The sequence below is a fragment of the Microbacterium sp. 1.5R genome, from assembly GCF_001889265.1.
GTDB lineage: Bacteria > Actinomycetota > Actinomycetes > Actinomycetales > Microbacteriaceae > Microbacterium.
The window spans coordinates 1,792,612-1,816,890 of the sequence record NZ_CP018151.1 but is presented as its reverse complement, the minus strand read 5'-3'; the positions used below and the strand labels follow the sequence as shown (position 1 = coordinate 1,816,890).

General features: G+C 68.4%; 23 protein-coding genes and 1 tRNA gene. 22 read left to right on the top strand and 2 right to left on the bottom strand.

Translation table 11 applies throughout. The features are described from left to right. Positions 1-17: 17 nt before the first annotated feature. The 20 genes from metK (at position 18) to BMW26_RS08500 (ending at position 22,487) form a co-directional block, all read left to right on the top strand. Positions 18-1,211, top strand: coding sequence for a methionine adenosyltransferase (gene metK, locus BMW26_RS08595; RefSeq protein ID WP_053096114.1), 1,194 nt, complete (start codon positions 18-20; stop codon positions 1,209-1,211). A gap of 7 nt (positions 1,212-1,218) precedes the next feature. Then, positions 1,219-3,201 (top strand): hypothetical protein, encoded by a 1,983-nt coding sequence (locus BMW26_RS08590; RefSeq protein WP_072591289.1) that lies wholly within the window; start codon positions 1,219-1,221, stop codon positions 3,199-3,201. A 66-nt stretch (positions 3,202-3,267) separates the two neighbouring features. Further along, complete coding sequence (fmt, locus tag BMW26_RS08585; protein WP_072591288.1) at positions 3,268-4,188, top strand: methionyl-tRNA formyltransferase; 921 nt, start codon at positions 3,268-3,270, stop codon at positions 4,186-4,188. Then, positions 4,185-5,747 (top strand): RsmB/NOP family class I SAM-dependent RNA methyltransferase, encoded by a 1,563-nt coding sequence (locus BMW26_RS08580; protein WP_232224438.1) that lies wholly within the window; start codon positions 4,185-4,187, stop codon positions 5,745-5,747. The genes fmt and BMW26_RS08580 overlap by 4 nt, the downstream gene beginning before the upstream one ends. 3 nt (positions 5,748-5,750) lie before the next feature. After that, positions 5,751-6,431: a ribulose-phosphate 3-epimerase gene (gene rpe / locus BMW26_RS08575; RefSeq protein WP_053096108.1), complete on the top strand. Its 681-nt coding sequence runs from the start codon at positions 5,751-5,753 to the stop codon at positions 6,429-6,431. Then, on the top strand, positions 6,428-6,691 hold the full coding sequence (locus tag BMW26_RS08570) for a phosphoribosyl-ATP diphosphatase (protein ID WP_017202142.1): 264 nt from the start codon (positions 6,428-6,430) through the stop codon (positions 6,689-6,691). The genes rpe and BMW26_RS08570 overlap by 4 nt, the downstream gene beginning before the upstream one ends. Before the next feature lie 38 nt (positions 6,692-6,729). Continuing rightward, the gene (gene hisG / locus BMW26_RS08565; protein ID WP_053096106.1) at positions 6,730-7,572 is read left to right on the top strand and encodes an ATP phosphoribosyltransferase; all 843 of its coding nucleotides are present in this window, start codon (positions 6,730-6,732) and stop codon (positions 7,570-7,572) included. Continuing rightward, positions 7,572-8,333 carry an imidazole glycerol phosphate synthase subunit HisF gene (gene hisF / locus BMW26_RS08560; protein ID WP_053096104.1) on the top strand — a complete coding sequence of 254 codons (762 nt, stop codon included), beginning with the start codon at positions 7,572-7,574 and terminating at the stop codon, positions 8,331-8,333. Before hisG ends, hisF begins: the two co-directional genes overlap by 1 nt. Then, on the top strand, positions 8,330-8,689 hold the full coding sequence (gene hisI, locus BMW26_RS08555) for a phosphoribosyl-AMP cyclohydrolase (RefSeq protein ID WP_056278765.1): 360 nt from the start codon (positions 8,330-8,332) through the stop codon (positions 8,687-8,689). The genes hisF and hisI overlap by 4 nt, the downstream gene beginning before the upstream one ends. Then, a complete protein-coding gene (locus BMW26_RS08550; protein ID WP_053096100.1) occupies positions 8,686-9,276 on the top strand; it encodes a Trp biosynthesis-associated membrane protein in 591 nt (196 codons plus the stop codon). The genes hisI and BMW26_RS08550 overlap by 4 nt, the downstream gene beginning before the upstream one ends. Before the next feature lie 48 nt (positions 9,277-9,324). Next, a complete protein-coding gene (locus BMW26_RS08545) occupies positions 9,325-9,570 on the top strand; it encodes an HGxxPAAW family protein (RefSeq protein WP_053096098.1) in 246 nt (81 codons plus the stop codon). Positions 9,571-9,572: 2 nt separating this feature from the next. Then, a complete protein-coding gene (gene trpC, locus BMW26_RS08540) occupies positions 9,573-10,343 on the top strand; it encodes an indole-3-glycerol phosphate synthase TrpC (RefSeq protein WP_072592282.1) in 771 nt (256 codons plus the stop codon). Further along, positions 10,343-11,611 (top strand): tryptophan synthase subunit beta, encoded by a 1,269-nt coding sequence (gene trpB, locus BMW26_RS08535; protein ID WP_053096096.1) that lies wholly within the window; start codon positions 10,343-10,345, stop codon positions 11,609-11,611. The genes trpC and trpB overlap by 1 nt, the downstream gene beginning before the upstream one ends. Then, a complete protein-coding gene (trpA, locus tag BMW26_RS08530) occupies positions 11,608-12,411 on the top strand; it encodes a tryptophan synthase subunit alpha (RefSeq protein ID WP_053096094.1) in 804 nt (267 codons plus the stop codon). The genes trpB and trpA overlap by 4 nt, the downstream gene beginning before the upstream one ends. A gap of 10 nt (positions 12,412-12,421) precedes the next feature. After that, on the top strand, positions 12,422-13,450 hold the full coding sequence (gene lgt / locus BMW26_RS08525) for a prolipoprotein diacylglyceryl transferase (protein WP_053096092.1): 1,029 nt from the start codon (positions 12,422-12,424) through the stop codon (positions 13,448-13,450). A gap of 135 nt (positions 13,451-13,585) precedes the next feature. Beyond that, positions 13,586-18,109, top strand: a complete 4,524-nt coding sequence (gltB, locus tag BMW26_RS08520; protein WP_157538235.1) for a glutamate synthase large subunit — start codon at positions 13,586-13,588, stop codon at positions 18,107-18,109. Further along, the gene (locus BMW26_RS08515) at positions 18,102-19,568 is read left to right on the top strand and encodes a glutamate synthase subunit beta (protein ID WP_053096090.1); all 1,467 of its coding nucleotides are present in this window, start codon (positions 18,102-18,104) and stop codon (positions 19,566-19,568) included. The genes gltB and BMW26_RS08515 overlap by 8 nt, the downstream gene beginning before the upstream one ends. A gap of 55 nt (positions 19,569-19,623) precedes the next feature. Next, positions 19,624-21,075 carry a pyruvate kinase gene (gene pyk / locus BMW26_RS08510; RefSeq protein WP_053096089.1) on the top strand — a complete coding sequence of 484 codons (1,452 nt, stop codon included), beginning with the start codon at positions 19,624-19,626 and terminating at the stop codon, positions 21,073-21,075. Between the two features lie 136 nt (positions 21,076-21,211). Then, positions 21,212-21,871, top strand: coding sequence for an esterase/lipase family protein (locus BMW26_RS08505; protein ID WP_232224554.1), 660 nt, complete (start codon positions 21,212-21,214; stop codon positions 21,869-21,871). Positions 21,872-21,944: 73 nt separating this feature from the next. After that, positions 21,945-22,487: a hypothetical protein gene (locus tag BMW26_RS08500; RefSeq protein ID WP_072591286.1), complete on the top strand. Its 543-nt coding sequence runs from the start codon at positions 21,945-21,947 to the stop codon at positions 22,485-22,487. Positions 22,488-22,503: 16 nt separating this feature from the next. On the opposite strand, the gene BMW26_RS08495 is transcribed toward BMW26_RS08500, so the two are convergent. Continuing rightward, positions 22,504-22,586: transfer RNA gene (locus tag BMW26_RS08495), tRNA-Leu, on the bottom strand. Positions 22,587-22,687: 101 nt separating this feature from the next. Between BMW26_RS08495 and BMW26_RS08490 the strand changes: the two genes are divergently transcribed. Beyond that, positions 22,688-23,308: an ANTAR domain-containing response regulator gene (locus BMW26_RS08490; RefSeq protein ID WP_042536652.1), complete on the top strand. Its 621-nt coding sequence runs from the start codon at positions 22,688-22,690 to the stop codon at positions 23,306-23,308. A gap of 3 nt (positions 23,309-23,311) precedes the next feature. Then, positions 23,312-23,875, top strand: a complete 564-nt coding sequence (locus BMW26_RS08485) for a GNAT family N-acetyltransferase (RefSeq protein WP_072591285.1) — start codon at positions 23,312-23,314, stop codon at positions 23,873-23,875. Here the strand turns inward: BMW26_RS08485 and BMW26_RS08480 are convergent. Continuing rightward, positions 23,850-24,278 (bottom strand): hotdog fold thioesterase, encoded by a 429-nt coding sequence (locus tag BMW26_RS08480; RefSeq protein ID WP_072591284.1) that lies wholly within the window; start codon positions 24,276-24,278, stop codon positions 23,850-23,852. The two genes, BMW26_RS08485 and BMW26_RS08480, sit on opposite strands and share 26 nt — an antisense overlap. Position 24,279 lies beyond the last annotated feature (1 nt).

Here is a 24,279-nt window from a genome sequence, read left to right as displayed (position 1 = left end):
TCCGTTCTGGAGCCCTGATGAGCGCGCTGCGTCTGTTCACGTCCGAGTCCGTCACCGAGGGGCACCCCGACAAGATCTGCGACCAGATCTCGGACAGCATCCTCGACGGACTCATCGCGAAAGACCCCGGCTCCCGGGTGGCCGTCGAGACGCTGGTGACCACCGGTCTCGTCCACGTCGCCGGCGAGATCCGCACCGAGGCGTACGTCGACATCCCGACGATCGTCCGCCAGGTGGTCAACGGCATCGGCTACACCTCGAGCGAGACCGGCTTCGACGGAGACTCCTGCGGTGTGAGCATCTCGGTGGGAGAGCAGTCGACCGACATCGCCCACGGCGTCGACAACGCCCAGGAGCACCGCGACGGCGGCTCCATCGATCCTCTCGACGGCCTCGGCGCTGGCGACCAGGGCATCATGTTCGGCTTCGCGACGAACGAGACCCCGCAGCTCATGCCCATGGCTGCGTGGACCGCGCATCGCATCGCGGAGCGGCTCAGCGAGGTCCGACGATCGGGTGCGCTGCCGTTCCTGCGCCCGGACGGCAAGACCCAGGTCACTCTCGGATATGAGGGCTTCACCCCCAAGACCGTGGATGCCGTCGTGCTGTCGACCCAGCACCACCCCGACATCTCGCAGGACGACCTCAAGGCTCAGGTGCGCGAGCACGTGATCGATCCGATCCTGGCCTCCACGGGGCTCGATCTCGGCGACCTCACGTACTACATCAACCCCGCCGGTCCGTTCGTGACGGGCGGCCCCAAGGGCGATGCCGGACTCACCGGACGCAAGATCATCATCGACACCTACGGCGGAGCGGCGCGACATGGTGGCGGTGCCTTCAGTGGTAAGGATCCCTCGAAGGTCGACCGCTCCGGCGCCTATGCCACGCGCTGGGTGGCCAAGAACGCGGTCGCCGCAGGACTCGCCGACCGTCTCGAGGTCCAGGTCGCCTACGCGATCGGGGTCGCTCGTCCGGTCGGTCTCTACGTCGAGACATTCGGCACGGGCAAGGTGTCCGACGAGGTGATCACGCGCGCCATCGACGAGGTCTTCGATCTGCGTCCCCAGGCGATCATCGAGCAGCTCGACCTCCTGCGCCCGATCTACGCGCAGACCGCCGCCTACGGGCACTTCGGACGGGAGTTGCCGGAGTTCACGTGGGAGCGCACCGACCGCGCGGAAGAGCTGCGGCGCGCTGCAGGACTCTGAGGGCCGCATGCCTGATGGCGTCCCTTCTCCTCTGACATCGCAGAGTCGGAGGATCGCGCGCGTGCTCTTGGACTCGCCGCTTCCACAGTTGGATCGTCTCTTCGACTACGCCGTGCCTGCGGAGCTCGGAGACGTCCCTCTGGGCGTGCGCGTGCGTGTGCCCCTGCGTACCGCCGGTCGTGTCATCGACGGCTACGTCGTCGAACTCGACACCGAACACGATGGCGACAGGCCACTGTCCGAGGTCGACAGCGTCGTATCCCCTGTGGCGGTGCTTCCGGAGCGTCTCTACCGCCTCGCGCGCCGCGCCGCCGATCGCGCTGCGGGCTCCGCCTCCGACGTCCTGCGGCTCGTCATCCCGAAGCGCCAGGTGCGGGTGGAGAAGGCCTGGAGCGACGACTCCCCGAAGCTCGCCCCATCAGACGAAGCGCTCTCGGCCGCATCCGAGCTGATCGCGTCCTACGACTCGCTCGCCGATGTGCTCGATGCGGGCGGCCGGGCCGCGGTCGAGGCGATCCCCGTGCGCCATCATGACGATCCCGGGTGGGCGGCTCTTCTCGCGTCCACAGCGGCGCGGACGCTGGCAGCAGGCCGTTCGAGTGTTCTCGTCGTGCCTGACCACCGCGACCTCGATCAGCTGCTCGCCGCTCTCGGCTCGTATGTCCCTGACCAGGCCGTCGTGCGCTTCGACTCGCGCCAGACGAACCCCGATCGGTACCGCGCGTTCCTCCGCTCGCTCGAGGACGCGCCGTGCATCGTGGTAGGCAATCGTTCTGCGGTGTACGCGCCGGTTCGTGCGGGCGTCGTCGCTGTGTGGGACGACGGCGATCCTCTCCTCGGCGAGCCGCTCGCGCCGTACATCAACGCACGGGACGCTGCTCTCCTCCGTCAGGAGCAGGAGGGATCCGCACTGCTGTTCGTCGGCCACACCCGCACCACCGACGTCGAACGCCTCGTCGCCCACGGATGGCTGCAGGATGTCCGGGCCGCGCGTCGGGTGCTGCCGCGCGTGATCCTCAGCACACCCCAGGAGATGGATGCTCCGACTGCACAGCGGATGCCGTCGTCCGCGTTCCTCTCCGCACGCAATGCTGCAGCCGAGGGACCGGTGCTGGTGCAGGTGTCCCGACCGGGGTTCGCCCCGTCGCTGGTCTGCGCCGAATGCCGGGCGCCTGCACGGTGCGCCCACTGCGGCGGACCGCTCGGAGCCAAGCACCGTGGTGCCATGCCGGTGTGCGCATGGTGCGGCAGGGGAGCCCGAGCGTGGGCGTGCCCGACGTGCTCGTCGACCAAGCTGCGCCTCGCGTCCTCGGGCAGCGAGCGGACGGCGGATGAGCTGGGCAAGGCGTTCCCCGGAATCCGGGTCATCGTGGCAGACAGCGCTCATCCGGTCGAGCGCGTCGCCGACAAGCCGGCCCTCGTCGTCGCGACACGGGGGGCCGAGCCGCTGGCGGAGGGCGGATACCGTGCCGTGGTCCTGCTCGACGGACCGAGGATGCTCCAGGCTCCCGACCTGCGGATCGGCGAGTCCTGTCTGCGCTGGTGGTCGAACGCGGCTGCACTCGCGGCTCCCGGTGCTCCCATCCATCTGGTCGGCGTCGACGGAGCGATCGCGCGAGCGCTTGCCACCTGGAGCCAGTCCGCCTATGCGAGGACCGAGCTCTCCGAACGTGCGCCGTTGCACATGCCGCCGGCTGCGAGGGTCGCGCTGGTCGAGGGGTCGACGGCATCCGTGGCGAGAGCGCTGGCGTCGCTGCAGGAGCTCGCTCTGCCCTCCGACGCGGTACTCGGCCCGGTGCCGATCGAGTCTGACGACTACCCGCCGCGTGTCAGGGCCCTGATCCGGTTCGACTACAGCGCGGGTGCCAGGGTCGCCACCACGTTGCGGGCCGCGGTCGTCGCCGAAGCGGTCAGCAACCGGCGGGGCAAGGGCAAGTCGACTCGGAGCGCCCTCACGGTTCGACTCGATATCCTCGATCCGGAACTCTGAACGCGAAGAACCACCTCGCGCTCCGATTTCACCCGATCCACCCCCGCATCCCTCCGGAGCACCTTCATGCGTCTCGTCTTCGCCGGCACACCGTCGGCAGCCGTCCCCACACTCCGCCGCCTCGCGGCCGAGCACGACATCGCTGCGGTCGTCACCCGCCCGGACGCGCCGCTGGGCCGCAAGCGGGTGCTCACGCCATCGCCTGTCGCTCACGCCGCCGACGAGCTCGGACTGCCGGTCATCAAGGCGGCTCGCCTCGACGACGACGCGACGGCCGCCATCACCGCGCTCGATGTCGAGCTCGGTGTGATCGTGGCGTACGGCGGACTCGTTCGCGAGCCGCTGCTCTCCGCACCGTCGAAGGGCTGGATCAATCTGCATTTCTCGCTCCTCCCGCAGTGGCGCGGTGCCGCACCCGTGCAGCGCGCACTGATCAACGGCGATGCGCAGATGGGTGCCAGTGTGTTCCAGCTCGTTCCCGCGCTCGATGCCGGTGATGTCTTCGCGACGCGGGTCGTCGCGGTCGCTCCCGAGGCGACGGCGGATGCCGCACTCGACGCACTCGCTCTCGATGGCGCCGAACTGACGGCGGAAGTGGTCGCGGCCATCGCCGACGGCACTGCGCGCGCTGTGCCCCAGGAGGGGGAGGCGTCGCTGGCCCCGAAGCTGACTCTCGACGATGGTCTGCTCGATTGGACCCGCCCGCTCAGCGAGGTGTTCGCGCGGTTCCGTGGAGTCACCCCCGAACCGGGCGCCCACACGACCGTCGACGGGATCCGCCTCAAGGTGCTGGAGGCCATTCCCTCGGAAAGCGACGTCGCCCTCGCGCCGGGCGCGTTCACCGCGACCAAGTCCGCTCTCCTCATCGGAACGGCCTCGGCCCCGCTCGCGGTCACGCGGGTGCAGCCCTCGGGCAAGGGCGCGATGAGCGCGGTCGACTGGTGGCGCGGGCAGCGAGACACCGAGAACCTGCGAGCCGGCGCATGAGCGGGCGGCAGGACGACGGCGCACGTCGCGAGCCGCGTCGCGGCGAGTCCGGCCGCGGATCCCGTTCGGGACCGAGCACGCCGCGGGATCAGCGTCCACGTGACGGCCAGGCTCGGGGCGGGAAGCGCGACGGACAGTCCCGCGGCCCGCAGCGCACGGCGCCGCAGCGCACGGTGCAGCCTGCGCGGCGCGTGGCCTACGACGTGCTGCGGGCCGTGTCGGAATCGGATGCCTACGCGAACCTGATCCTTCCGGCCGCGATCGCGGACGCAGGACTCACTCCACAGGACGCCGCTCTCGCCACAGAACTCGCCTACGGCACACTGCGACGCCGCGGAACGTATGACGCGATCATCGCCGAGGCCGCCGACAGGCCTGTCGAGGAGATCGACGCCGGTGTGCTCGACGCACTGAGACTCGCGACCCATCAGCTGCTCGCGACCCGCGTCGCGTCGCACGCGGCCGTCAACGAGTCGGTGAACATCGTCGCCGCCACCCAGGGCCGCGGTGCATCCAGCTTCGCGAACGCCGTGCTGAGGCGAATCTCCCGCGAGACGCCGGGGGAGTGGGAGCAGCGCATCGAGTCCTCCGCGCGGTCGGACGACGAGCGGCTGGCGCTGCGCTCCGCTCACCCCGTCTGGGTCATCCGTGCCCTGCGTCGCGCGTTGGCCGCTGAAGGTCGCGTCGAGGAGCTCGACGACCTCCTCGACGCCGACAACGCCTCGCCGGAGGTCACTCTCGTCGCTCTGCCCGGCCTCGCCGAGCCCGGGGAGCCACGTCGACCGTATGCGCCGACGGCCTACGGATCCCCGGGCGGCGACCCGCACCACGTGATCGCCTCCTCGGGCGGCACGGTGCGTGTGCAGGATGAAGGGTCGCAGCTCGTCGCACTGGCTCTCGCCGAAGCTGCGCCGATCCGTTCCGGCGAACGCTGGCTCGACCTGTGCGCAGGCCCCGGCGGCAAGACGGCGCTGCTCGCGGCGGTCGCGCGACAGCACGATGTGTCGCTGGAGGCGAACGAGGTGGTGCCCACCCGTGCGCGACTCGTCCGCAACGCCCTGCGCGCCGTGCCCGCCGATGTCGTGGTTCATGAAGAGGACGGCCGCACGTTCGGCACCTCCCACGCGGGCCAGTTCGATCGCATCCTCGTCGATGCGCCGTGCACCGGACTCGGGGCTCTGCGGCGGCGGCCCGAGGCGAGATGGCGCAAGACCCCCGGTGATGTCGCCGAGCTGGTGCCGCTGCAGGTCGAACTGCTCTCGGCGGCCCTCGACGCGCTGGCGCCCGGCGGCATCGTCGCGTACGCGACCTGCTCGCCGCATCTCGCCGAGACGACGGGCGTCGTCCAGGAGGTGCTCCGTGGCCGCACCGACATCACCGAGCTCGATGCGCGTGCGGTCCTCGAGGGTGTCGTGACCTCACCGATCGATCTCGGCAGCGACGGCACCGGGCGGGTCCAGCTGTGGCCACACCGGCACGGGACCGATGCGATGTTCCTCGCGCTCCTCCGACGAGCCGACACCGATCAGCGCGACGCCAGCGCCGAGCAAGGAGACTAGAGAGTGGACCTGCCCCGCGCACCGCGCATCAACCCCAGCATCCTGGCCGCCGACTTCGTGAACATGCAGCGTGATCTCGCCAAGATCGCCACTGCCGACTTCGCGCATGTCGACGTCATGGACAACCACTTCGTCCCGAACCTCACGTTCGGGCCGCAGATGGTCGAGCGGATCCAGGCGACCAGCCCGATCCCGCTCGACGTGCATCTGATGATCACCGACCCCGAGCGGTGGGCTCCCGCGTATGCGGAGCTCGGTGCCGCGAGCGTCACGTTCCACCTCGAGGCCGCCGCCGATCCGATCTCGCTGGCCCGCACTCTGCGCAGCATCGGGGCGAGGGCCGGAGTGGCGATCAAGCCGGACACACCCGCGGACGGTCTCTACAGCGTGCTCGAGGAGTTCGACCAGATCCTCGTGATGACCGTCGAACCAGGGTTCGGCGGGCAGGGATTCATGCCCGAGACGATGCCGAAGCTGCGCGCTCTCGCCGACGAGGCGAAGCGGCGAGGGTCGAACGTCTGGCTGCAGGTCGACGGCGGGATCTCCGATGCGACGATCGAGGCGGCGGCCGCCGCCGGCGCAGACACCTTCGTCGCAGGATCCGCGGTCTACGGCGCCGACGACGTCGAGGCGGCCGTCACCCGGCTCAGAGACCGCGCCAGAGCCGCTAGCCTGGAATCGTGAAGACTTTCGACGAGCTGTTCGCCGAGCTCAGCGTCAAGGCCGAGACCCGCCCCGAGGGATCAGGCACGGTTGCAGAGCTCGACGGCGGCGTGCACACGATCGGCAAGAAGATCGTCGAGGAGGCTGCCGAGGTCTGGATGGCGTCCGAGTACGAGTCCGACGAGGCCGCTGCAGAGGAGATCTCGCAGCTGCTGTACCACGTGCAGGTGATGATGCTCGCCAAGGGCCTGAGCCTGCAGGACGTCTACCGACATCTGTGAAGCGCTCCGCCCCACTCGCTTCGATCTGAAGGCATCCCATGCTGCGCATTGCTGTTCCCAATAAGGGCTCTCTCTCCGAGACGGCCGCCGACATGCTCGCGGAGGCCGGCTACGCCGGTCGCCGTGACCCCAAGACGCTCCACGTCGTCGACAGCGACAACGATGTCGAGTTCTTCTACCTCCGTCCCAAGGACATCGCGACGTACGTCGGCTCCGGCGCCATCGATGTCGGCATCACGGGTCGCGACCTGCTTCTCGACGCCCGCATGCCCGGCGCGCGCGAGATCGAGGCGCTCGGCTTCGCCGGCTCGACCTTCCGCTTCGCCGCGCCCTCGGGGCGCTACACCGAGGTGTCCGAGCTCGACGGTCTGCGCATCGCGACGTCGTATCCCGGTCTCGTCGACGCGTTCCTCGATGAGCGCGGAATCGCGGTCGACCTCGTGCCGCTCGACGGTGCGGTGGAGTCCGCCGTGCGCCTCGGTGTGGCCGACGCCGTGGCTGACGTCGTCGAGACGGGCACGACACTGCGTCAAGCGGGGCTCGACGTCTTCGGTCCCGTGATCCTGCAGTCCGAGGCCGTGCTGATCGCCGGTCCGCAGGATGCCGAGGGATCCGAGACGCTTCTCCGCCGTCTCCGCGGCGTCATGGTGGCCCGGCGGTTCGTGATGATCGATTACGACCTGCCGCTCGCTCTGCTCGACGACGCCGTGAAGATCGCCGGCGGCATCGAGTCTCCCACCGTCTCGCCCCTGCGCGACCCCGAGTGGGTCGCGGTGCGGGTCATGGTGGCCCGCGCGCGGGTCAACCCCGTGATGGATGCGCTCTACGCTCTCGGTGCCCGAGCGATCCTCGTCACGGCGATCCACAACGCGAGGCTCTGATGGCGCTCGCGAGTCGCGTCATCCCCTGCCTCGACGTCGCCGCCGGCCGCGTCGTCAAGGGAGTCAACTTCGAGAACCTGCGCGACATGGGCGACCCGGTCGAGCTTGCCCGCCACTACGCGGCGCAGGGCGCCGATGAGATCACCTTCCTCGACGTGACCGCGACGGTCGATGCACGCGCGACGACCTACGACGTCGTCCAGCGCACCGCCGAGCAGGTGTTCGTGCCGCTGACGGTCGGCGGGGGAGTCCGCAGCGTCGACGACGTGTCCCGCCTGCTGTCCGTCGGAGCCGACAAGGTCGGTGTGAACTCCGCTGCGATCGCGCGCCCCGAGCTGATCGGCGAGATCGCCGACCGCTTCGGGGCGCAGGTGCTCGTGCTGTCGCTCGATGTCAAGCGGGCCGACACGACCGCATCCGGCTTCGTGGTCACCACCCACGGCGGACGCACGCAGACCACCCTCGACGCACTCGACTGGGCGCGAGAGGCCGCCGAACGCGGCGCGGGCGAGCTGCTCGTCAACTCGATCGACGCCGACGGCACGCGAGACGGCTTCGATCTCGAGCTGGTGAAGCTGATGCGCGAGGCAGCCTCGGTGCCCGTGATCGCGTCGGGCGGAGCAGGCAAGGCCGCAGACTTCGCTCCGGCGATCAAGGCCGGGGCGGATGCGGTTCTGGCAGCCAGCGTGTTCCACACCGGCGCGCTCACGGTCGGCGACGTGAAGGATGCACTGCGTGCGGAAGGAGTGCTCGTCCGATGAGCGACGTCGAAGAGCGCATCGCGCAGGTCGCCTTCAATGACGACGGTCTCGCACCGGTGATCGTGCAGCAGTGGGACACTGCAGAGGTCCTGATGCTCGCCTGGGTGGATGCCGAGGCGCTGCGACGTACCCTCACCACCGGACGTGCGGTCTACTGGTCTCGATCCCGCCGGGAGTACTGGCGCAAGGGCGACACCTCGGGCAACATCCAGGTGGTGCACGAGGCGCGGCTCGACTGCGACGGCGATGCGATCCTGCTCCGTGTCGACCAGACGGGACCGGCCTGTCACACGGGCACGCGTACCTGCTTCGACACGACCGACCTGCAGGCCGTCGAGGGGGGCTCCGCAGAATGACGCTCGCACGCAGAGGCCGGTCGATCGCCGTCTCGGGGTTCCTCCTCTCCGGTGCGATCGGCATCATCTCGTCGACGCAGACCTGGCTGACCGTCGCGCGCACCGATGCGGGAGAGGCGATCCTCGTGCCAGGGGCGTCCGCGCTGCCCTTGCTCGCGCCTCTCAGCCTCGCCGTGCTGGCGCTCGGCATCGCGCTCTCGATCGTCGGTCCCGTGCTCCGGCTGATCTTCGGCGTGCTCGCCACCGCTGCGGCGCTCTTCCTCGGGTGGACGACGCTCCAGTTGGTGCTGACCGAGCCGCTGAGCGCCGTCGGCCCCACCGTCACCGAGACGACCGGTCTCGCCGGGAGCTCGGCGATCACGGACGTGGTCGCCGGCATCGAGCTCTCCGCCTGGCCCGTCATGACGCTCATCGGCTGGGTCATCCTGCTCGCGGCATCCCTCGTCGTGCTCGTCACGTGGCGCCGCTGGAAGCGCGGCGGCCGCCGCTACCGCACCGATGCCGCACATGTGGACGCGACCGCCGGCCCCGTGGACGCGATCGATTCGTGGGACGACCTGTCTCGCGGAACCGACCCGACGCGATGACCCCGATAGACTTGACCCGAACCAGCACGTCGTCCCCCGGAGGAGACCATGACCAACCCGATCGCTGACCCCGGCCACGGACACTCGCCTGCCGCATGGACGGGCGTCATCATCATGCTCGCCGGCTTCACGATCGGCACGCTGGCGTTCTGCCTCGCCGAGTTCAGCCCCGTCTGGGTCGCCCTGATCTGGGTCGGCGCGGCCATCATCCCGATCGGCGCTCTCGTGGGCTGGCTGCTCGCGAGGGCCGGCTACGGCGTGAAGGGCCCCAAGTACTCGCCGAAGGCGCACTAATGGTGCTCGCCGACCTCACGGCCGGCGCAGTCGCAGACGCTGAGCGTCGCGCTCTCACCAGGCCACTGGCCGAGGTGGAACGCGATGCTCTCGCACGCCCCGCCGCCAAGGACGCCCTGGCGTTCCTCGCTCCCGCCGAGCGCGTGAAGATCATCGCCGAGGTGAAGCGCGCGAGCCCGTCGCGTGGCGCCCTGGCCGAGATCCCGGATCCCGCTCTCCAGGCGTCGCTGTACGAGACGGGCGGCGCGTCGGCGATCAGCGTCCTGACCGAGGAACGCCGGTTCGGCGGCAGCCTCGCCGATCTCGAAGCTGTCACCGCGCGCGTGTCCCTTCCCGTGCTGCGCAAGGACTTCATCGCGAATCGATATCAGGTCCTCGAAGCACGAGCCGCCGGTGCCGATCTCGTGCTGCTGATCGTCGCGGGGCTCGAGCCGCATGTGCTCCGTGAGCTCTTCGGCTTCATCACCGAGCTCGGCATGACGCCGCTCGTCGAGACGCACTCGGCCGACGAGCTCGAGGTCGCGATCGATCTCGGGGCATCGCTGATCGGCGTCAATGCGCGCGACCTGAAGACCCTCGAGCTCGACCGCGATCTCTTCGGCCGTCTCGTCGACCGGATCCCTGAGACCGCGGTCAAGATCGCGGAATCCGCGGTCCTCACACCTGAAGACGTCAGGCACTACCGCTCAGCGGGCGCTGACGTCGTCCTGATCGGGGAGGCGCTCGTCACGGGCGACCCGGTCGCCACACTCAAGAGCTTCCTGGAGGCGTGATGAGCCTGCGAGACCAGCACGGTCCACTGTTCGGCGACTACGGCGGACGCTACATGCCCGAGTCGCTGATCGCCGCGATCGACGAGCTCTCGGCGGCATACGCCGACGCGATCGTCGATCCGGTCTTCCGCGACGAGCTGGCGTCTCTGCTCAGCTCCTACGCCGGGCGCCCGTCGCCGCTCACCGAGGTCGCCCGGTTCGCCGAGCACGCCGGCGGAGCGCGAGTGTTCCTCAAGCGCGAGGACCTCAACCACACCGGCTCGCACAAGATCAACAACGTGCTGGGGCAGGCGCTGCTGACGAAGCGCCTCGGCAAGACCCGCGTGATCGCCGAGACGGGGGCAGGCCAGCACGGCGTCGCCACGGCTACCGCTGCCGCTCTCTTCGGCCTCGACTGCACCATCTACATGGGCGAGGTCGACACCGAGCGCCAGGCGCTCAACGTCGCGCGGATGCGACTGCTCGGCGCCGAGGTGATCGCGGTCACCTCCGGATCGCGCACGCTGAAGGACGCGATCAACGACGCGTACCGCGACTGGGTGGCGAGCGTCGAGACGACCAACTACATCTTCGGCACCGCGGCGGGGCCGCACCCGTTCCCCGCGATGGTTCGGGACTTCCAGAAGATCATCGGCGAAGAGGCTCGCCAGCAGCTGCTCGACGAGGTCGGCCGACTGCCTGACGCGGTCATCGCGTGCGTCGGAGGCGGCTCGAACGCGATCGGAATGTTCGATGCGTTCCTCGACGACGCCGGCGTGAAGCTCTACGGAGTCGAGGCGGCCGGCGACGGCGTCGACACACCTCGCCACGCGGCCTCCATCGAGCGTGGGCGTCCCGGCATCCTGCACGGCGCGAAGACCTACGTCCTCCAGGACGAAGACGGCCAGACGGTCGAGTCGCACTCGATCTCCGCAGGTCTCGACTACCCGGGCGTGGGCCCGGAGCACTCCTGGCTCGCCGACATCGGTCGCGCCGAGTACATCCCGGCGACCGACGACGAGGCCATGCAGGCGCTGCGCCTGCTGAGCCGCACCGAAGGCATCATCCCCGCCATCGAGTCCGCCCACGCCCTCGCGGGCGCCCTGCGCCTCGGACGTGAGATGGGTCCGGACGCCGTGCTCGCGATCTGCCTGTCGGGTCGCGGCGACAAGGACATGGACACAGCAGCCCGCTACTTCGACCTCTACGACGCCGAGGCGCTCGCGCACGATGTCGCCGACGAGAGCGACGCCGAAGCAGCCGCGTCGAAGGGGGAGCCGGAGCTGTGAGCCGCGTCGAACAGGCGATCGCCGCCGCCCATGACGCGGGCCGCAGCGCTTTCGTCGGATACCTCCCCGTCGGCTACCCCGACCTCGAGACGAGCATCCGCGCCGCCATCGCCCTCGCCGAGAACGGCGTCGACATCATCGAGCTCGGACCGCCCTACAGCGACCCGGTGATGGACGGCGCCGTGATCCAGGAGGCGACCACCGCGGCTCTCGCGAACGGCTTCAAGATGAAGGACCTCTTCACGGCCGTGCGCGCGATCACCGACGCCACCGATGTGCCCGTCCTGGTCATGACGTACTGGAATCCGGTGTTCCAGTACGGCGTCGATCGCTATGCGGACGACCTGCTGGCCGCGGGGGGAGCGGGCCTGATCACGCCCGACATCACCCCTGACGTGGCAGGGGAGTGGATCGCAGCGAGCGAGCGCACGGGCCTCGACCGCGTCTTCCTCGCCGCGCCCACCTCGACCGACGAGCGCCTCGACCTCGTCGTGAAGTCGTCCACCGGCTTCGTCTACACCGTCTCGACCATGGGCATCACCGGTGAGCGCACCGAGCTCGACCGCGCTGCGCGCACCCTGGTCGGACGCCTTCGCGAGCACGGCGACATCCGCGCCTGCGTCGGGATCGGCATCTCGACCGCCGAGCAGATCGCCGGAGTCTCCGAATACGCGGACGGCGCCATCGTCGGCACCGCACTCGTCCGCGCCCTCCGCGACGGCGGCATCCCCGCCCTCGCAGAGGTCACCCGAAACCTGGCGGTCGGCACGTCGTCGGCACGCCCCGTACACGAGAACTAGAATCGCACTCATGTCCCTCGCGCTCCACAGCACCTTCAGCGGCGTGCTCGCCAGCATCCCGAGCCCCACGGTCTCCTACATCGACCTCGGCCCGCTCCGGATCCACTTCTACGCGCTCTGCATCATCGCCGGCATCATCGCGGCGGTACTGCTCACCAACCACCGCCTCACCAAGCGCGGTGCAGAGCCGTGGGTCGTGATCGACATCTCGATCCTCGCCGTTCCGCTGGCCATCATCGGCGCGCGCATCTTCCACGTCCTGACCCACCCGAACTTCTACTTCGGCGAGGGCAGGAACACCTGGAATCCCTTCGAACCCGGATCCGTCTGGGCCATCTGGGAGGGCGGTATCGCCATCTTCGGCGCCCTCATCGGCGGCGCAGTGGGCGCGTACCTCGGATGCCGCTGGACCGGCATCCGCTTCTGGACCTTCGCCGACGCACTGGCACCCGGGCTTCTGCTCGCACAGGCCATGGGCCGTTTCGGCAACTGGTTCAACAACGAGCTCTACGGTCTGCCCACCGACCTGCCGTGGGGCCTCGAGATCCCCTCCGACAACTCCGCGTTCCCTCCCGGCCTTCCCGAGGGCACGCTCTTCCACCCCACGTTCCTGTACGAGGTGATCTGGAACGGTCTCGGCGTGATCGTGCTGCTCTGGCTGAGTCGCAAGGCGACCGCGTTCCAGTGGGGAAAGCTCTTCGCCATCTACCTCATCTGGTACAGCGCCGGACGTGTGGTCTGGGAGTCGATCCGCATCGATCCGAGCGAGATCATCCTGGGTCTCCGCAGCAACGTGTGGGCCGCCATCATCGGCATCATCGTGGGCATCGCGATCCTCATCGTCCAGTCTCGCCGTCACCCCGGTCTCGAGCCGTCGCCCTACCAGCCCGGCCGCGGCCGGAAGGACCTCGACGCTGATGTAGAATCGCAGAACAATCCCTCCGATTTCGTGGACGTGAGTGAGCCTCCGTCCGAAGAAGTCGCCGCAGGAGCCAGCGCCACAAGCACCGCTCCCACGGACTCGGAAGGCGCTCGATAGCCCACCGGTCCGTGCGGACCCCATCGCATCCACCCGGCCAATGACGCCCCCGGGTCATCCGAAGATCTGAGGACGGTACTGGTGTATTTTCAGCCTCCCTACGGCGCTTCCGGCGCTTACCCCCCGAAGCAGGGCATGTACAACCCGGCGTTCGAGAAGGACGCCTGCGGCCTCGCCATGGTCGCGACCCTCCGCGGCGAGGCGGGCCACGACATCATCGCGCTCGCGCTCGAAGCGCTGCGCAACCTGGAGCACCGCGGGGCGATCGGCTCGGATGCCGGCACCGGAGACGGCGCGGGCATCCTGACGCAGATGCCGGACGCGTTCCTGCGCGCCGTCACCGACTTCGAACTGCCCCCGGTCGGCGAGTACGCCGCGGGCCTGGCATTCCTGCCGCGCGATTCCAGCGAGCGCCGCCAGCAGAAGGCCGGCATCGAGAAGATCGCCCGCTCGGAGGGACTCCGCGTCCTCGGCTGGCGCGAGGTTCCGACGGTCAACGACAACCTCGGTAAGCTCGCCGACGAGGCGCGTCCCGCCTTCGAGCAGCTCTTCGTGAGCGCCGGGGGAGCGACGCACTCGGACGCCCCGCTCACCGGCATCGCCCTCGACCGCGTCGCATACCGACTGCGCAAGCGTGCCGGTCACGAGCTCGGCGCCTACTTCGTGACGCTGTCCGCCCGCACTCTCGGCTACAAGGGCATGGTCACGACGCTGCAGCTCGAGCCGTTCTACCCCGACCTGCAGGACGAGCGCTTCATGTCAGAGCTCGCGGTCGTGCACTCCCGCTACTCCACGAACACGTTCCCCTCCTGGCCGCTCGCTCAGCCGTTGCGCATGCTCGCGCACAACGGCGAGATCAACACGGTCGGCGGCAACCGCAACTGGATGCGGGCTCGCCAGTCGCAGCTCGAATCCGAGCTGCTGGGCGATGTCGCGCCGCTGCTGCCGATCTGCACCGACGGTGCCAGCGACTCCGCGTCGTTCGACGAGGTGCTCGAGCTGCTCACCCTCACCGGCCGCAGCCTGCCGCACGCCATCATGATGATGGTCCCCGAGGCGTACGAGAAGCAGTCCGACATCTCTCCGGAGCTTCGTTCGTTCTACGAGTACCACTCGAACCAGATGGAGCCGTGGGACGGCCCGGCGGCGCTCATCTTCACCGACGGCACCGTCGTCGGCGCGACCCTCGACCGCAACGGGCTCCGCCCCGGGCGCTGGACCGAGACGACCGACGGCCTCATCGTCATCGGCTCGGAGACCGGTGTGCTCACCTTCGAACCCGAGCGGATCAAGCGTCGCGGACGCCTGCAGCCCGGCAAGATGTTCCTCGTCGACACGTCGCAGCGACGCATCATCGAAGACGAGGAGATCAAGCACGATCTCGCGACCATGCACCCGTGGCAGGAATGGCTGGATGCCGGTTCCGTGCGGCTCGCGGACCTCCCCGAGCGGGAGCACATCGTGCACCCGCCCGCATCGATCACCCGCCGTCAGCGCACCTTCGGCTACACGGAGGAGGAGGTGCGCATCCTGCTGACCCCGATGGGCCAGAACGGTGTCGAGCCTCTCGGCGCGATGGGATCCGACACTCCGATCGCGGTGCTCAGCAAGCGTCCCCGCCTGCTCTTCGACTACTTCACTCAGCAGTTCGCGCAGGTGACCAACCCGCCGCTCGACTCGATCCGCGAAGAGGTCGTCACGAGTCTGAAGCTCGGTCTCGGCCCCGAGAGCAATCTGCTCACCTGGGGTCCCGACCACACCCGCACGGTGTCGCTCGACTTCCCGGTCATCGACAACGACGAGCTCGCGAAGATCCGTCACATCGACAAGGCTCTTCCCGATCGCTCCAGCGTGACGATCAGGGGCCTGTACCACTTCGACGCCGGCTCGAACACGCTCGAGAAGCGTCTGACCGAGATGTGCGACGAGGTCGATGAGGCCATCGAGAGCGGTGCCGAGTTCATCATCCTGTCGGATCGCGACTCGAACAAGGATCTGACCCCGATCCCTTCGCTTCTCATGGTCTCGGCCATCCATCACCACCTGATCCGTCGTGAGAACCGCATGAAGGTCGGTCTGATCGTGGAGGCGGGTGACGTCCGCGAGGTGCATCACGTCGCGACGCTGATCGGATACGGCGCGTCGGCGGTGAACCCGTACCTCGCGATGGAGACCGTGGAGCACCTGGTGCGCACCGGCTACATCACCGGCATCAGCCCCGAGAAGGCCGTCCGCAACCTGATCTACGCGCTCGGCAAGGGCGTTCTGAAGATCATGTCGAAGATGGGCATCTCGACCGTCTCGTCGTACGCCGGCGCACAGGTCTTCGAGGCCGTCGGTCTGAGCGAGGAGTTCATCGACAAGTACTTCACCCGCACCGAGTCGAAGCTCGGCGGCATCGGCATCCAAGAGATCTTCATCGAGAATCAGGCTCGTCACGATTACGCCTACCCGGAGGATGAGGCTGCTCGCGCTCACGAGCGCCTCTGGACCGGTGGCGAGTACCAGTGGCGTCGCGACGGTTCCCCGCACCTCTTCAACCCGGAGACGGTGTTCAAGCTGCAGCACGCCACACGCGAGCGCCGCTACGACATCTTCCGCGAGTACACCAGGATGGTCGACGATCAGGCGGCGGAGCTCAAGACTCTGCGCGGTCTGTTCTCGCTGCGGACCGGTACGCGCAAGCCGGTGCCGCTCGACGAGGTCGAGCCGGTCTCGGCGATCGTCAAGCGGTTCTCGACCGGCGCGATGAGCTACGGATCGATCTCGAAAGAGGCCCACGAGACTCTCGCGATCGCCATGAACAGGCTCGGCGGCAAGTCCAACACGGGTGAGGGCGGGGAGGATGCCGACCGTCTGCTCGATCCCGAGCGCCGCAGCGCGATCAAGCAGGTCGCCTCGGGACGCTTCGGTGTCACCAGCCTGTACCTCACCGAGGCCGACGACATCCAGATCAAGCTCGCCCAGGGTGCGAAGCCCGGCGAGGGCGGTCAGCTACCCCCGCAGAAGGTGTATCCGTGGGTCGCGCGCACGCGCGGCGGAACACCCGGTGTGGGACTCATCTCGCCCCCGCCGCACCACGACATCTACTCGATCGAAGACCTGAAGCAGCTCATCTTCGACCTGAAGCGGGCCAACCCCGAGGCGCGGATCCACACGAAGCTCGTCAGCCAGTCGGGCATCGGCGCGGTCTCGGCGGGTGTCGCGAAGGCTCTGAGCGACGTCATCCTGGTCTCAGGTCACGACGGCGGCACGGGTGCGAGCCCGATGAACTCGCTCAAGCACGCGGGAACGCCGTGGGAGCTCGGGCTCGCCGAGACCCAGCAGACGCTGATGCTCAACGGCATGCGCGATCGCGTGGTCGTGCAGGTCGACGGCCAGCTCAAGACGGGACGCGATGTCATCATCGGCGCTCTGCTGGGCGCGGAGGAGTTCGGGTTCGCGACGGCTCCGCTCGTCGTCAGCGGCTGCATCATGATGCGCGTCTGCCACCTCGACACCTGCCCGGTGGGCGTTGCGACGCAGAACCCTGTGCTCCGCGAGCGTTTCACCGGCAAGCCGGAGTTCGTCGTGAACTTCATGGAGTTCATCGCCGAAGAGGTGCGCGAGATCCTGGCCGAGCTCGGCTACCGCTCGATCGATGAGATCGTCGGCCGCACCGAGCTGATCGAGGCGAACGCCGCACTCCAGCACTGGAAGGCGGAGGGCCTCGACCTGAGCCCCGTGCTCGAGGGGCCGGCATTCCCGGCGAGCGAGCCGCGTCGCAGCCGCCGCACGCAGGATCACGAGCTCGAGAAGCACTTCGACGTGCAGCTCATCGACATCGCCAAGCCGGCGCTCCTCAACGGCGAACCGGTGGTGGTCGAGCTGCCGATCGCGAACACCGAACGCGCCGTCGGGACGATGCTGGGTCACCAGGTCACCTCCCGACACGGCGCCGCGGGGCTTCCCAGCGGCACCATCGACGTCACGCTGCACGGCACCGCCGGTCAGTCGCTCGGCGCTTTCCTGCCTTCTGGGATCGTGCTTCGACTCGAGGGCGACGCGAACGACTACGTCGGCAAGGGGCTCTCGGGCGGCGACATCTCGATCCGTCCCGCTCGCGGGGCGGCCATCGCTCCGCACGAGAACGTGATCGCCGGCAACGTGATCGGCTACGGCGCGACGTCCGGGACCATGTATCTCTCCGGGGTGGTCGGCGAGCGATTCCTCGTGCGCAACTCCGGCGCGACAGCCGTCGTCGAGGGAGTGGGCGACCACGCGCTCGAGTACATGACGGGCGGCGTCGCGGTGATCCTCGGCTCGACGGGTCGCAACCTCGGCGCCGGCATGTCCGGGGGAGTGGCCTACATCCACTCGCTCGACAGCGGCAAGATCAACGCCCAGTCGCTCGGCAGCGGCGAGCTCCGGCTCGAACCGCTCGACCGAGCCGACCTCGAAGTGCTGCGGAGCCTGATCGTGGCACACGTGGAGCGCACGGCCTCGCCGCTCGGCTCCGACATCCTGGCACGGTTCGATGAGACCGCAGGCCAGTTCACGAAGGTGCTTCCTCGCGACTACGCGGCAGTCCGCAGCATGCGCGAAGAAGCAGTCGCCGAGGGCATCGACCCCGACGGCGACATCGTCTGGAACCGCATCCTGGAGGTGACCGGTGGCTGATCCCAAAGGTTTTCTGAAGGTCACAGAACGTGAGCTTCCCCCGCGTCGCCCTGTGCCGGTGCGCATCATGGACTGGAAAGAGGTCTACGAGCCCGGCGACCAGGCCGTCCTGAAGCGGCAGGCAGGTCGCTGCATGGACTGCGGCGTGCCGTTCTGCCATCAGGGCTGCCCGCTGGGCAACCTGATCCCCGAGTGGAACGACCTGACCTGGCGCGGCGAGGGCCGTGCGGCGATCGATCGCCTGCACGCGACCAACAATTTCCCGGAGTTCACCGGTCGCCTGTGCCCGGCACCGTGCGAGAGCTCCTGCGTGCTCGGCATCAACCAGCCTCCTGTCACGATCAAGCAGATCGAGGTCTCGATCATCGACGAGGCGTTCGCCAAGGGCTGGGTCGAACCGCAGCCACCGGCCCGCCTGACGGGCAAGACCGTCGCGGTCGTCGGGTCCGGCCCTGCCGGTCTCGCCGCTGCTCAGCAGCTCACGCGCGCCGGTCACACGGTCGCGGTGTTCGAGCGCGACGACCGCATCGGCGGCCTGCTGCGTTACGGGATCCCCGACTTCAAGATGGAGAAGGGGCAGCTCGAGTCGCGCCTTCGCCAGATGCAGGAAGAGGGAACACGCTTCCGCGCCGGAGTAGAGATCGGCAAGGACATCTCGTGGGCCGACCTGCGCGCCCGCTACGACGCCATCGTGATCGCCACCGGATCCACGGTTCCGCGCGACCTGTCTATCCCTGGTCGCGACCTCGACGGAGTGCACTTCGCGATGGAGTACCTGGTCGAGTCGAACCACGCGGTCGCCGGTGACAAGGTGCCGGAGCAGATCACCGCCGAGGGCAAGCACGTCATCGTGATCGGCGGCGGTGACACCGGTGCGGACTGCATCGGCACCGCACACCGTCAGGGCGCGATCAGCGTCACGAACCTCGCGATCGGCAAGCAGCCAGGCACCGAGCGACCGGGCCACCAGCCCTGGCCGATGATGCCGACGCTGTTCGAGATCTCGTCGGCACATGAAGAGGGCGGCGAGCGGGTCTTCCTCGCCTCGACCGTCGAATTCCTCTCGAACGATGTGGGCGAGGTGCGCGCGCTCCGCGTCGCCGAGACCGAGTTCATCGACGGCCGCCGGGTTCCCAAGAGCGGGACGGAGCGCGAGATCCCCGCAGATCTCGTACTGATCGCGATGGGCTTCACCGGCCCGGAGCAGGACGGCTACTCCGAGGACACCCTCCCGCAGGTGACCGACCGCGGTGCCTTCCGACGTGATGACAGCTACGAGTCCACGGTTCCCGGCGTCTTCGTCGCCGGCGATGCCGGTCGCGGACAGTCGCTGATCGTCTGGGCGATCGCCGAGGGCCGCGCGGCTGCGGCGAACGTCGACCGATTCCTCATGGGGACCACCGTGCTGCCCGAGCCGGTGCGACCACATGAAGTCGCTATCGGTCTCCAGCCCGCGTAGGCTGAGCGGCGGCACCGTCGCCTGATTTCCATCCCCCACTACCCTGGAGCAATCTTTGAGACGCGCGAAAATCGTCGCCACCCTGGGCCCCGCCACCTCCACGTACGAGACCGTGCGTGCACTCATCGACGCCGGAGTGGACGTCGCCCGTCTGAACCTCAGCCACGGTGACTACTCCGTGCACGAGAACAACTACGCCAACGTCCGTCGCGCTGCCGACGATGCGGGCCGCGCCGTCGCCATCCTCGTCGACCTTCAGGGACCGAAGATCCGTCTCGGCAAGTTCGAGAACGGTCCCTACGAGCTCGCCGAAGGCGACATCTTCAAGATCACGACCGAAGACATCATCGGCAACAAGGAGATCTCGGGCACGACGTTCAAGGGCCTGCCCAACGACGTCAAGCCGGGCGACTTCCTGCTTATCGACGACGGCAAGGTCCGCGTCGAGGTCGTCGAGACCGACGGAGTCACCGTCACGACGCGCGTGATCGTCGCGGGCGCCGTCTCGAACAACAAGGGCATCAACCTGCCCGGCGTCGCCGTCAACGTCCCCGCGCTCAGCGAGAAGGACGAGGACGACCTCCGTTGGGGCCTGCGCATCGGCGCCGACCTCATCGCCCTGTCGTTCGTCCGCAACGCCGAAGACGTCAGCCGCGTGCACGAGATCATGGCAGAAGAGGGCGTCAAGGTTCCCGTCATCGCCAAGGTCGAGAAGCCGCAGGCCGTCGACGCTCTCGAGGAGATCGTCGACGCGTTCGACGCGATCATGGTCGCCCGTGGCGACCTCGGGGTCGAGCTGCCTCTGGAGGCCGTGCCGATCGTCCAGAAGCGCGCTGTCGAACTGGCACGCCGCAACGCGAAGCCCGTCATCGTCGCCACTCAGATGCTCGAGTCGATGATCAACAGCCCGGTGCCGACGCGCGCCGAGACCTCCGACGTCGCCAACGCCGTGCTCGACGGCGCGGATGCCGTGATGCTCTCGGGCGAGACCAGCGTGGGTGACTACCCGGTCGTTGTCGTCGAGACGATGGCTCGCATCATCGAGTCCACCGAAGAGCACGGACTCGAGCGCATCGCCCCGCTGACGAACAAGCCGCGCACGCAGGGTGGTGCGATCACTCTCGCCGCTCTCGAGGTGGCCGAGTTCGTCGACGCGAAGTTCCTTTGCGTGTTCACCCAGTCGGGTGACTCGGCGCGTCGTCTCTCGCGTCTGCGCTCGCGCATCCCGATGATCGCGTTCACACCCGAGCCGAGCATCCGCCGTCGCATGGCGCTCACCTGGGGCATCCGCTCGAAGCTCGTCGACATGGTCCAGCACACGGACCTGATGTATCTGCAGGTCGACGACTATCTGCTCAGCAGCGGACTCGCCGTCGAGGGTGACAAGGTCGTCGTGATCTCCGGTTCCCCTCCCGGAATCGTCGGCTCGACCAACGACATCCGCGTGCACAAGGTCGGAGACGCCGTGAACGGCGCTGCTCCGATCTACAAGGAAGCCACGGTCTGATCCAGGCAAGAGGCGAAGGGGCGGAGCCACGGTTCCGCCCCTTCGTCGTATCCGTCGCCGGGGAGTCCTGGCGGTTGGTATCGTCTGGCGTGACGGATGCGGCGCGGCCACCAGGGGAGGGGACATCATCGATCTCGTGAGACGGGCCCGCTGGTGGATCGCGGACTACGCCTATGCCGCCTACTGGCAGGTGCGCTCGGCCTTCGACCGCCGCGATCCGTCTTCGTTCGCCAGGGGCCATGCTGCTCCGATCGTCATCCTTCCCGGGGTCTACGAGACATGGCGCTTCATGCAACCGCTGATCACGGCCCTGCATGATCGCGGCCATCCGATCTACGTGGTCGATGCCCTGAGACGCAATCAGCGTCCCGTGCGGGATGCAGCGCGGGTCGTGACGGCCTTCCTCGAGCGCGCGGACCTGTCCGACGTGCTGCTCGTCGCGCACAGCAAGGGCGGACTCGCGGGGAAGCTCGCGATGGCCGGCCCGGCGGGGACTCGAGTGCGCGCCATGTTGGCGGTCGCGACTCCCTTCGGCGGTTCCCGGTACGCACGGATACTCCCTGTCCCGTCCCTGTGGGCCTTCGCCCCCTCGCACCCCTCGATCGTGGAGCTCGCTCGGCATCAGGACGTGAACGAACGGATCGTATCGGTGTACGCCACCTTCGATCCGCATATCCCCGAGGGCAGCGAACTGCCGGGTGCGCGCCGGAACGTCCGGCTCGACACAGGCGGGCACTTCCGGATCCTCGCGGATCCTCGCGTCCTCGGCGAGGTCGCGTCTCTCTCCGAACCCTGAGCCGCTCGGCCTCGGCGCCCGCGGGCACCGTCTCGGGACCGGTCGGCGCCGCGACATGACGGATTCTCAGCGCATGACGGATACTCTGGTGCTGGCGCACGCCGTGACAGACCACGCGGGCGCCGTGCCCATGGATGAAGCGACCATCGAACCCGCCACGGACGCGCGCCTCGACAGCGCCCGGCCGCCGTGCGGCGTGCCCGGTGCGGGTCGTTCGGTGGCCCCGGTCGACCCTGCTGCGGTGATGGCTGATCCGATGACGTCGGCGAAGCCCGGCAGCATCGGAGTCCGCTACCGCCTCAAGCGTCGATTCCGAACGTGCGACGCGATCGCGTGCGTGCCGGTGCCGCTCGCGCAGACGCGCATCGCCGAGACGATTGCGGCGGACGACGGAGCCCGCATCTACGGTGGCGGCACCTACATGCCCGTGCTGCGTGACGGAGCCCCGGTTGACGCCTCCGACGAGAACCTCGACGCGATCATCCGTGCGGCGGTGCCGACCCGGGTCGTGCTCGCAGAGCATCCTGCCGTCGCGGAGCGCGAACTGCACGCGGCCATGCGGCCCGCACTGGATCGCTACCTGCTCATCGACGATGAGATCTGGTCACTCGTCTGAGGCCTGTTCTCTGATGTGCCGGCGGTGGGACTCGAACCCACACGCCCTTTCGGACAAAGCATTTTGAGTGCTCCGCGTCTGCCATTCCGCCACGCCGGCTCGTGTGTCGCGTCTTCGACTTTAGCGCAGCGCATCAGTGTCGATCCTCACGCGCCGCGGCATCGGGGGACCTCAGAGGCGCTCTCCACTAGGATGGATCTGTGACCGAGCAAGAACAGGCAGCCGAGCAGCCCACGTCATCCGCACCCCGACGCGTCGTCGTCGCCGAGGACGAGTCGCTGATCCGTCTCGACATCGTCGAGATCCTCCGCGACAACGGCTTCGATGTCGTCGGCGAGGCCGGCGACGGAGAGACCGCCGTGGCGCTGGCGACCGAGCTGCGCCCCGATCTCGTCATCATGGACGTCAAGATGCCGCAGCTCGATGGCATCAGCGCCGCCGAGAAGCTGCACAAGGGCAACATCGCACCCGTCGTCCTCCTCACGGCATTCAGCCAGAAGGAGCTCGTCGAACGGGCCAGCGAGGCCGGCGCCCTGGCCTATGTGGTCAAGCCGTTCACGCCGAACGACCTGCTGCCCGCCATCGAGATCGCTCTCGCTCGCCACGAGCAGATCATCACGCTCGAGGCCGAGGTCGCCGACATGGTCGAGCGCTTCGAGACCCGCAAGCTCGTCGACCGCGCCAAGGGACTGCTCAACGAGAAGATGGGCCTTTCCGAGCCCGAGGCGTTCCGCTGGATCCAGAAGGCATCGATGGACCGCCGCCTGACGATGCAGGACGTGGCGAAGGCGATCATCGAGCAGCTCGCTCCGAAGAAGTAGCCTTTGCTTCCACTCGACGCAGAGCATGTTCTGCGTCCGGTCCGGATCGGCGACGGCGCGGCCCTCGCGAGAGCGTACTCCGCGAATCGCGACCATCTCGCGCCGTGGGAACCGCTCAGGGCTCCGGAGTTCTTCACTCCGGAGTGGCAGGAGTTCCATGCGGAGCAGTGCGTCATCGAAGCCTCGGCCGGTCGCAACATCCGGTTCGTGATCGAGTCGTCCGATGGTGAGATCCGCGGAAGGATCAACCTCAACAACATCGTCCGCGGGGCTTTCTGGAATGCGGACCTGGGCTACTGGGTCGACAGGACGCGTCTGCGGCGGGGACTCGCTTCCCGCGGCGTGCACCGGGTCGCCGAGTACGCCCGCGACGAGGTGCAGCTGCACAGGCTGCAGGCAGCGACCCTCCTGCACAACTCTGGTTCACAGCGTGTGCTCGCCGACAACGGCTTCGAGCGCATCGGCATCGCGCCGCAGTACCTGCGCATCGCGGGGGAGTGGCAGGATCACCTGCTGTTCCAGTTGCTGCTGGTCGAGCCGCTCAGCCTGCCGCGGGAGCGTCCTTGATCATGTTGGTGATCCGGATGGTCGAGCAACGACGCCCCTGATCGTCGGTCACGACGATCTCGTGCACGGTGATGCTGCGGCCGAGATGGACGGGTGTGCAGACGCCCGTCACGATACCCGACGTGGCGGAGCGCGTGTGGGTGGCGTTGATGTCCACCCCGACCGCGAGTCGGCCCGGGCCCGCGTGCAGGTTCGCCGCCATCGAGCCGAGCGACTCGCCGAGAACCACGTAGGCACCGCCGTGCATGAGGCCGACGGGCTGTGTGTTCCCCTCGACCGGGAGCGTCGCGACGCATCGCTCGGTGGTGAACTCGAGGAACTCCATGCCCATCTTCTGAGCGAGAGCACCCATTCCGCGGGCTGTCGCCCAGTCGAGTCCTGCACTGGTGGCAGTGTCGCTCATG

Coding starts and splice junctions, on each gene's coding strand:
- metK (WP_053096114.1), top strand. CDS start 18: ATGAGCGCGCTGCGTCTGTTCACGTCCGAGTCCGTCACCGAGGGGCAC.
- BMW26_RS08590 (WP_072591289.1), top strand. CDS start 1,219: ATGCCTGATGGCGTCCCTTCTCCTCTGACATCGCAGAGTCGGAGGATC.
- fmt (WP_072591288.1), top strand. CDS start 3,268: ATGCGTCTCGTCTTCGCCGGCACACCGTCGGCAGCCGTCCCCACACTC.
- BMW26_RS08580 (WP_232224438.1), top strand. CDS start 4,185: ATGAGCGGGCGGCAGGACGACGGCGCACGTCGCGAGCCGCGTCGCGGC.
- hisG (WP_053096106.1), top strand. CDS start 6,730: ATGCTGCGCATTGCTGTTCCCAATAAGGGCTCTCTCTCCGAGACGGCC.
- hisF (WP_053096104.1), top strand. CDS start 7,572: ATGGCGCTCGCGAGTCGCGTCATCCCCTGCCTCGACGTCGCCGCCGGC.
- hisI (WP_056278765.1), top strand. CDS start 8,330: ATGAGCGACGTCGAAGAGCGCATCGCGCAGGTCGCCTTCAATGACGAC.
- BMW26_RS08550 (WP_053096100.1), top strand. CDS start 8,686: ATGACGCTCGCACGCAGAGGCCGGTCGATCGCCGTCTCGGGGTTCCTC.
- BMW26_RS08545 (WP_053096098.1), top strand. CDS start 9,325: ATGACCAACCCGATCGCTGACCCCGGCCACGGACACTCGCCTGCCGCA.
- trpB (WP_053096096.1), top strand. CDS start 10,343: ATGAGCCTGCGAGACCAGCACGGTCCACTGTTCGGCGACTACGGCGGA.
- lgt (WP_053096092.1), top strand. CDS start 12,422: ATGTCCCTCGCGCTCCACAGCACCTTCAGCGGCGTGCTCGCCAGCATC.
- gltB (WP_157538235.1), top strand. CDS start 13,586: ATGTACAACCCGGCGTTCGAGAAGGACGCCTGCGGCCTCGCCATGGTC.
- BMW26_RS08500 (WP_072591286.1), top strand. CDS start 21,945: ATGACGGATACTCTGGTGCTGGCGCACGCCGTGACAGACCACGCGGGC.
- BMW26_RS08480 (WP_072591284.1), bottom strand. CDS start 24,278: ATGAGCGACACTGCCACCAGTGCAGGACTCGACTGGGCGACAGCCCGC.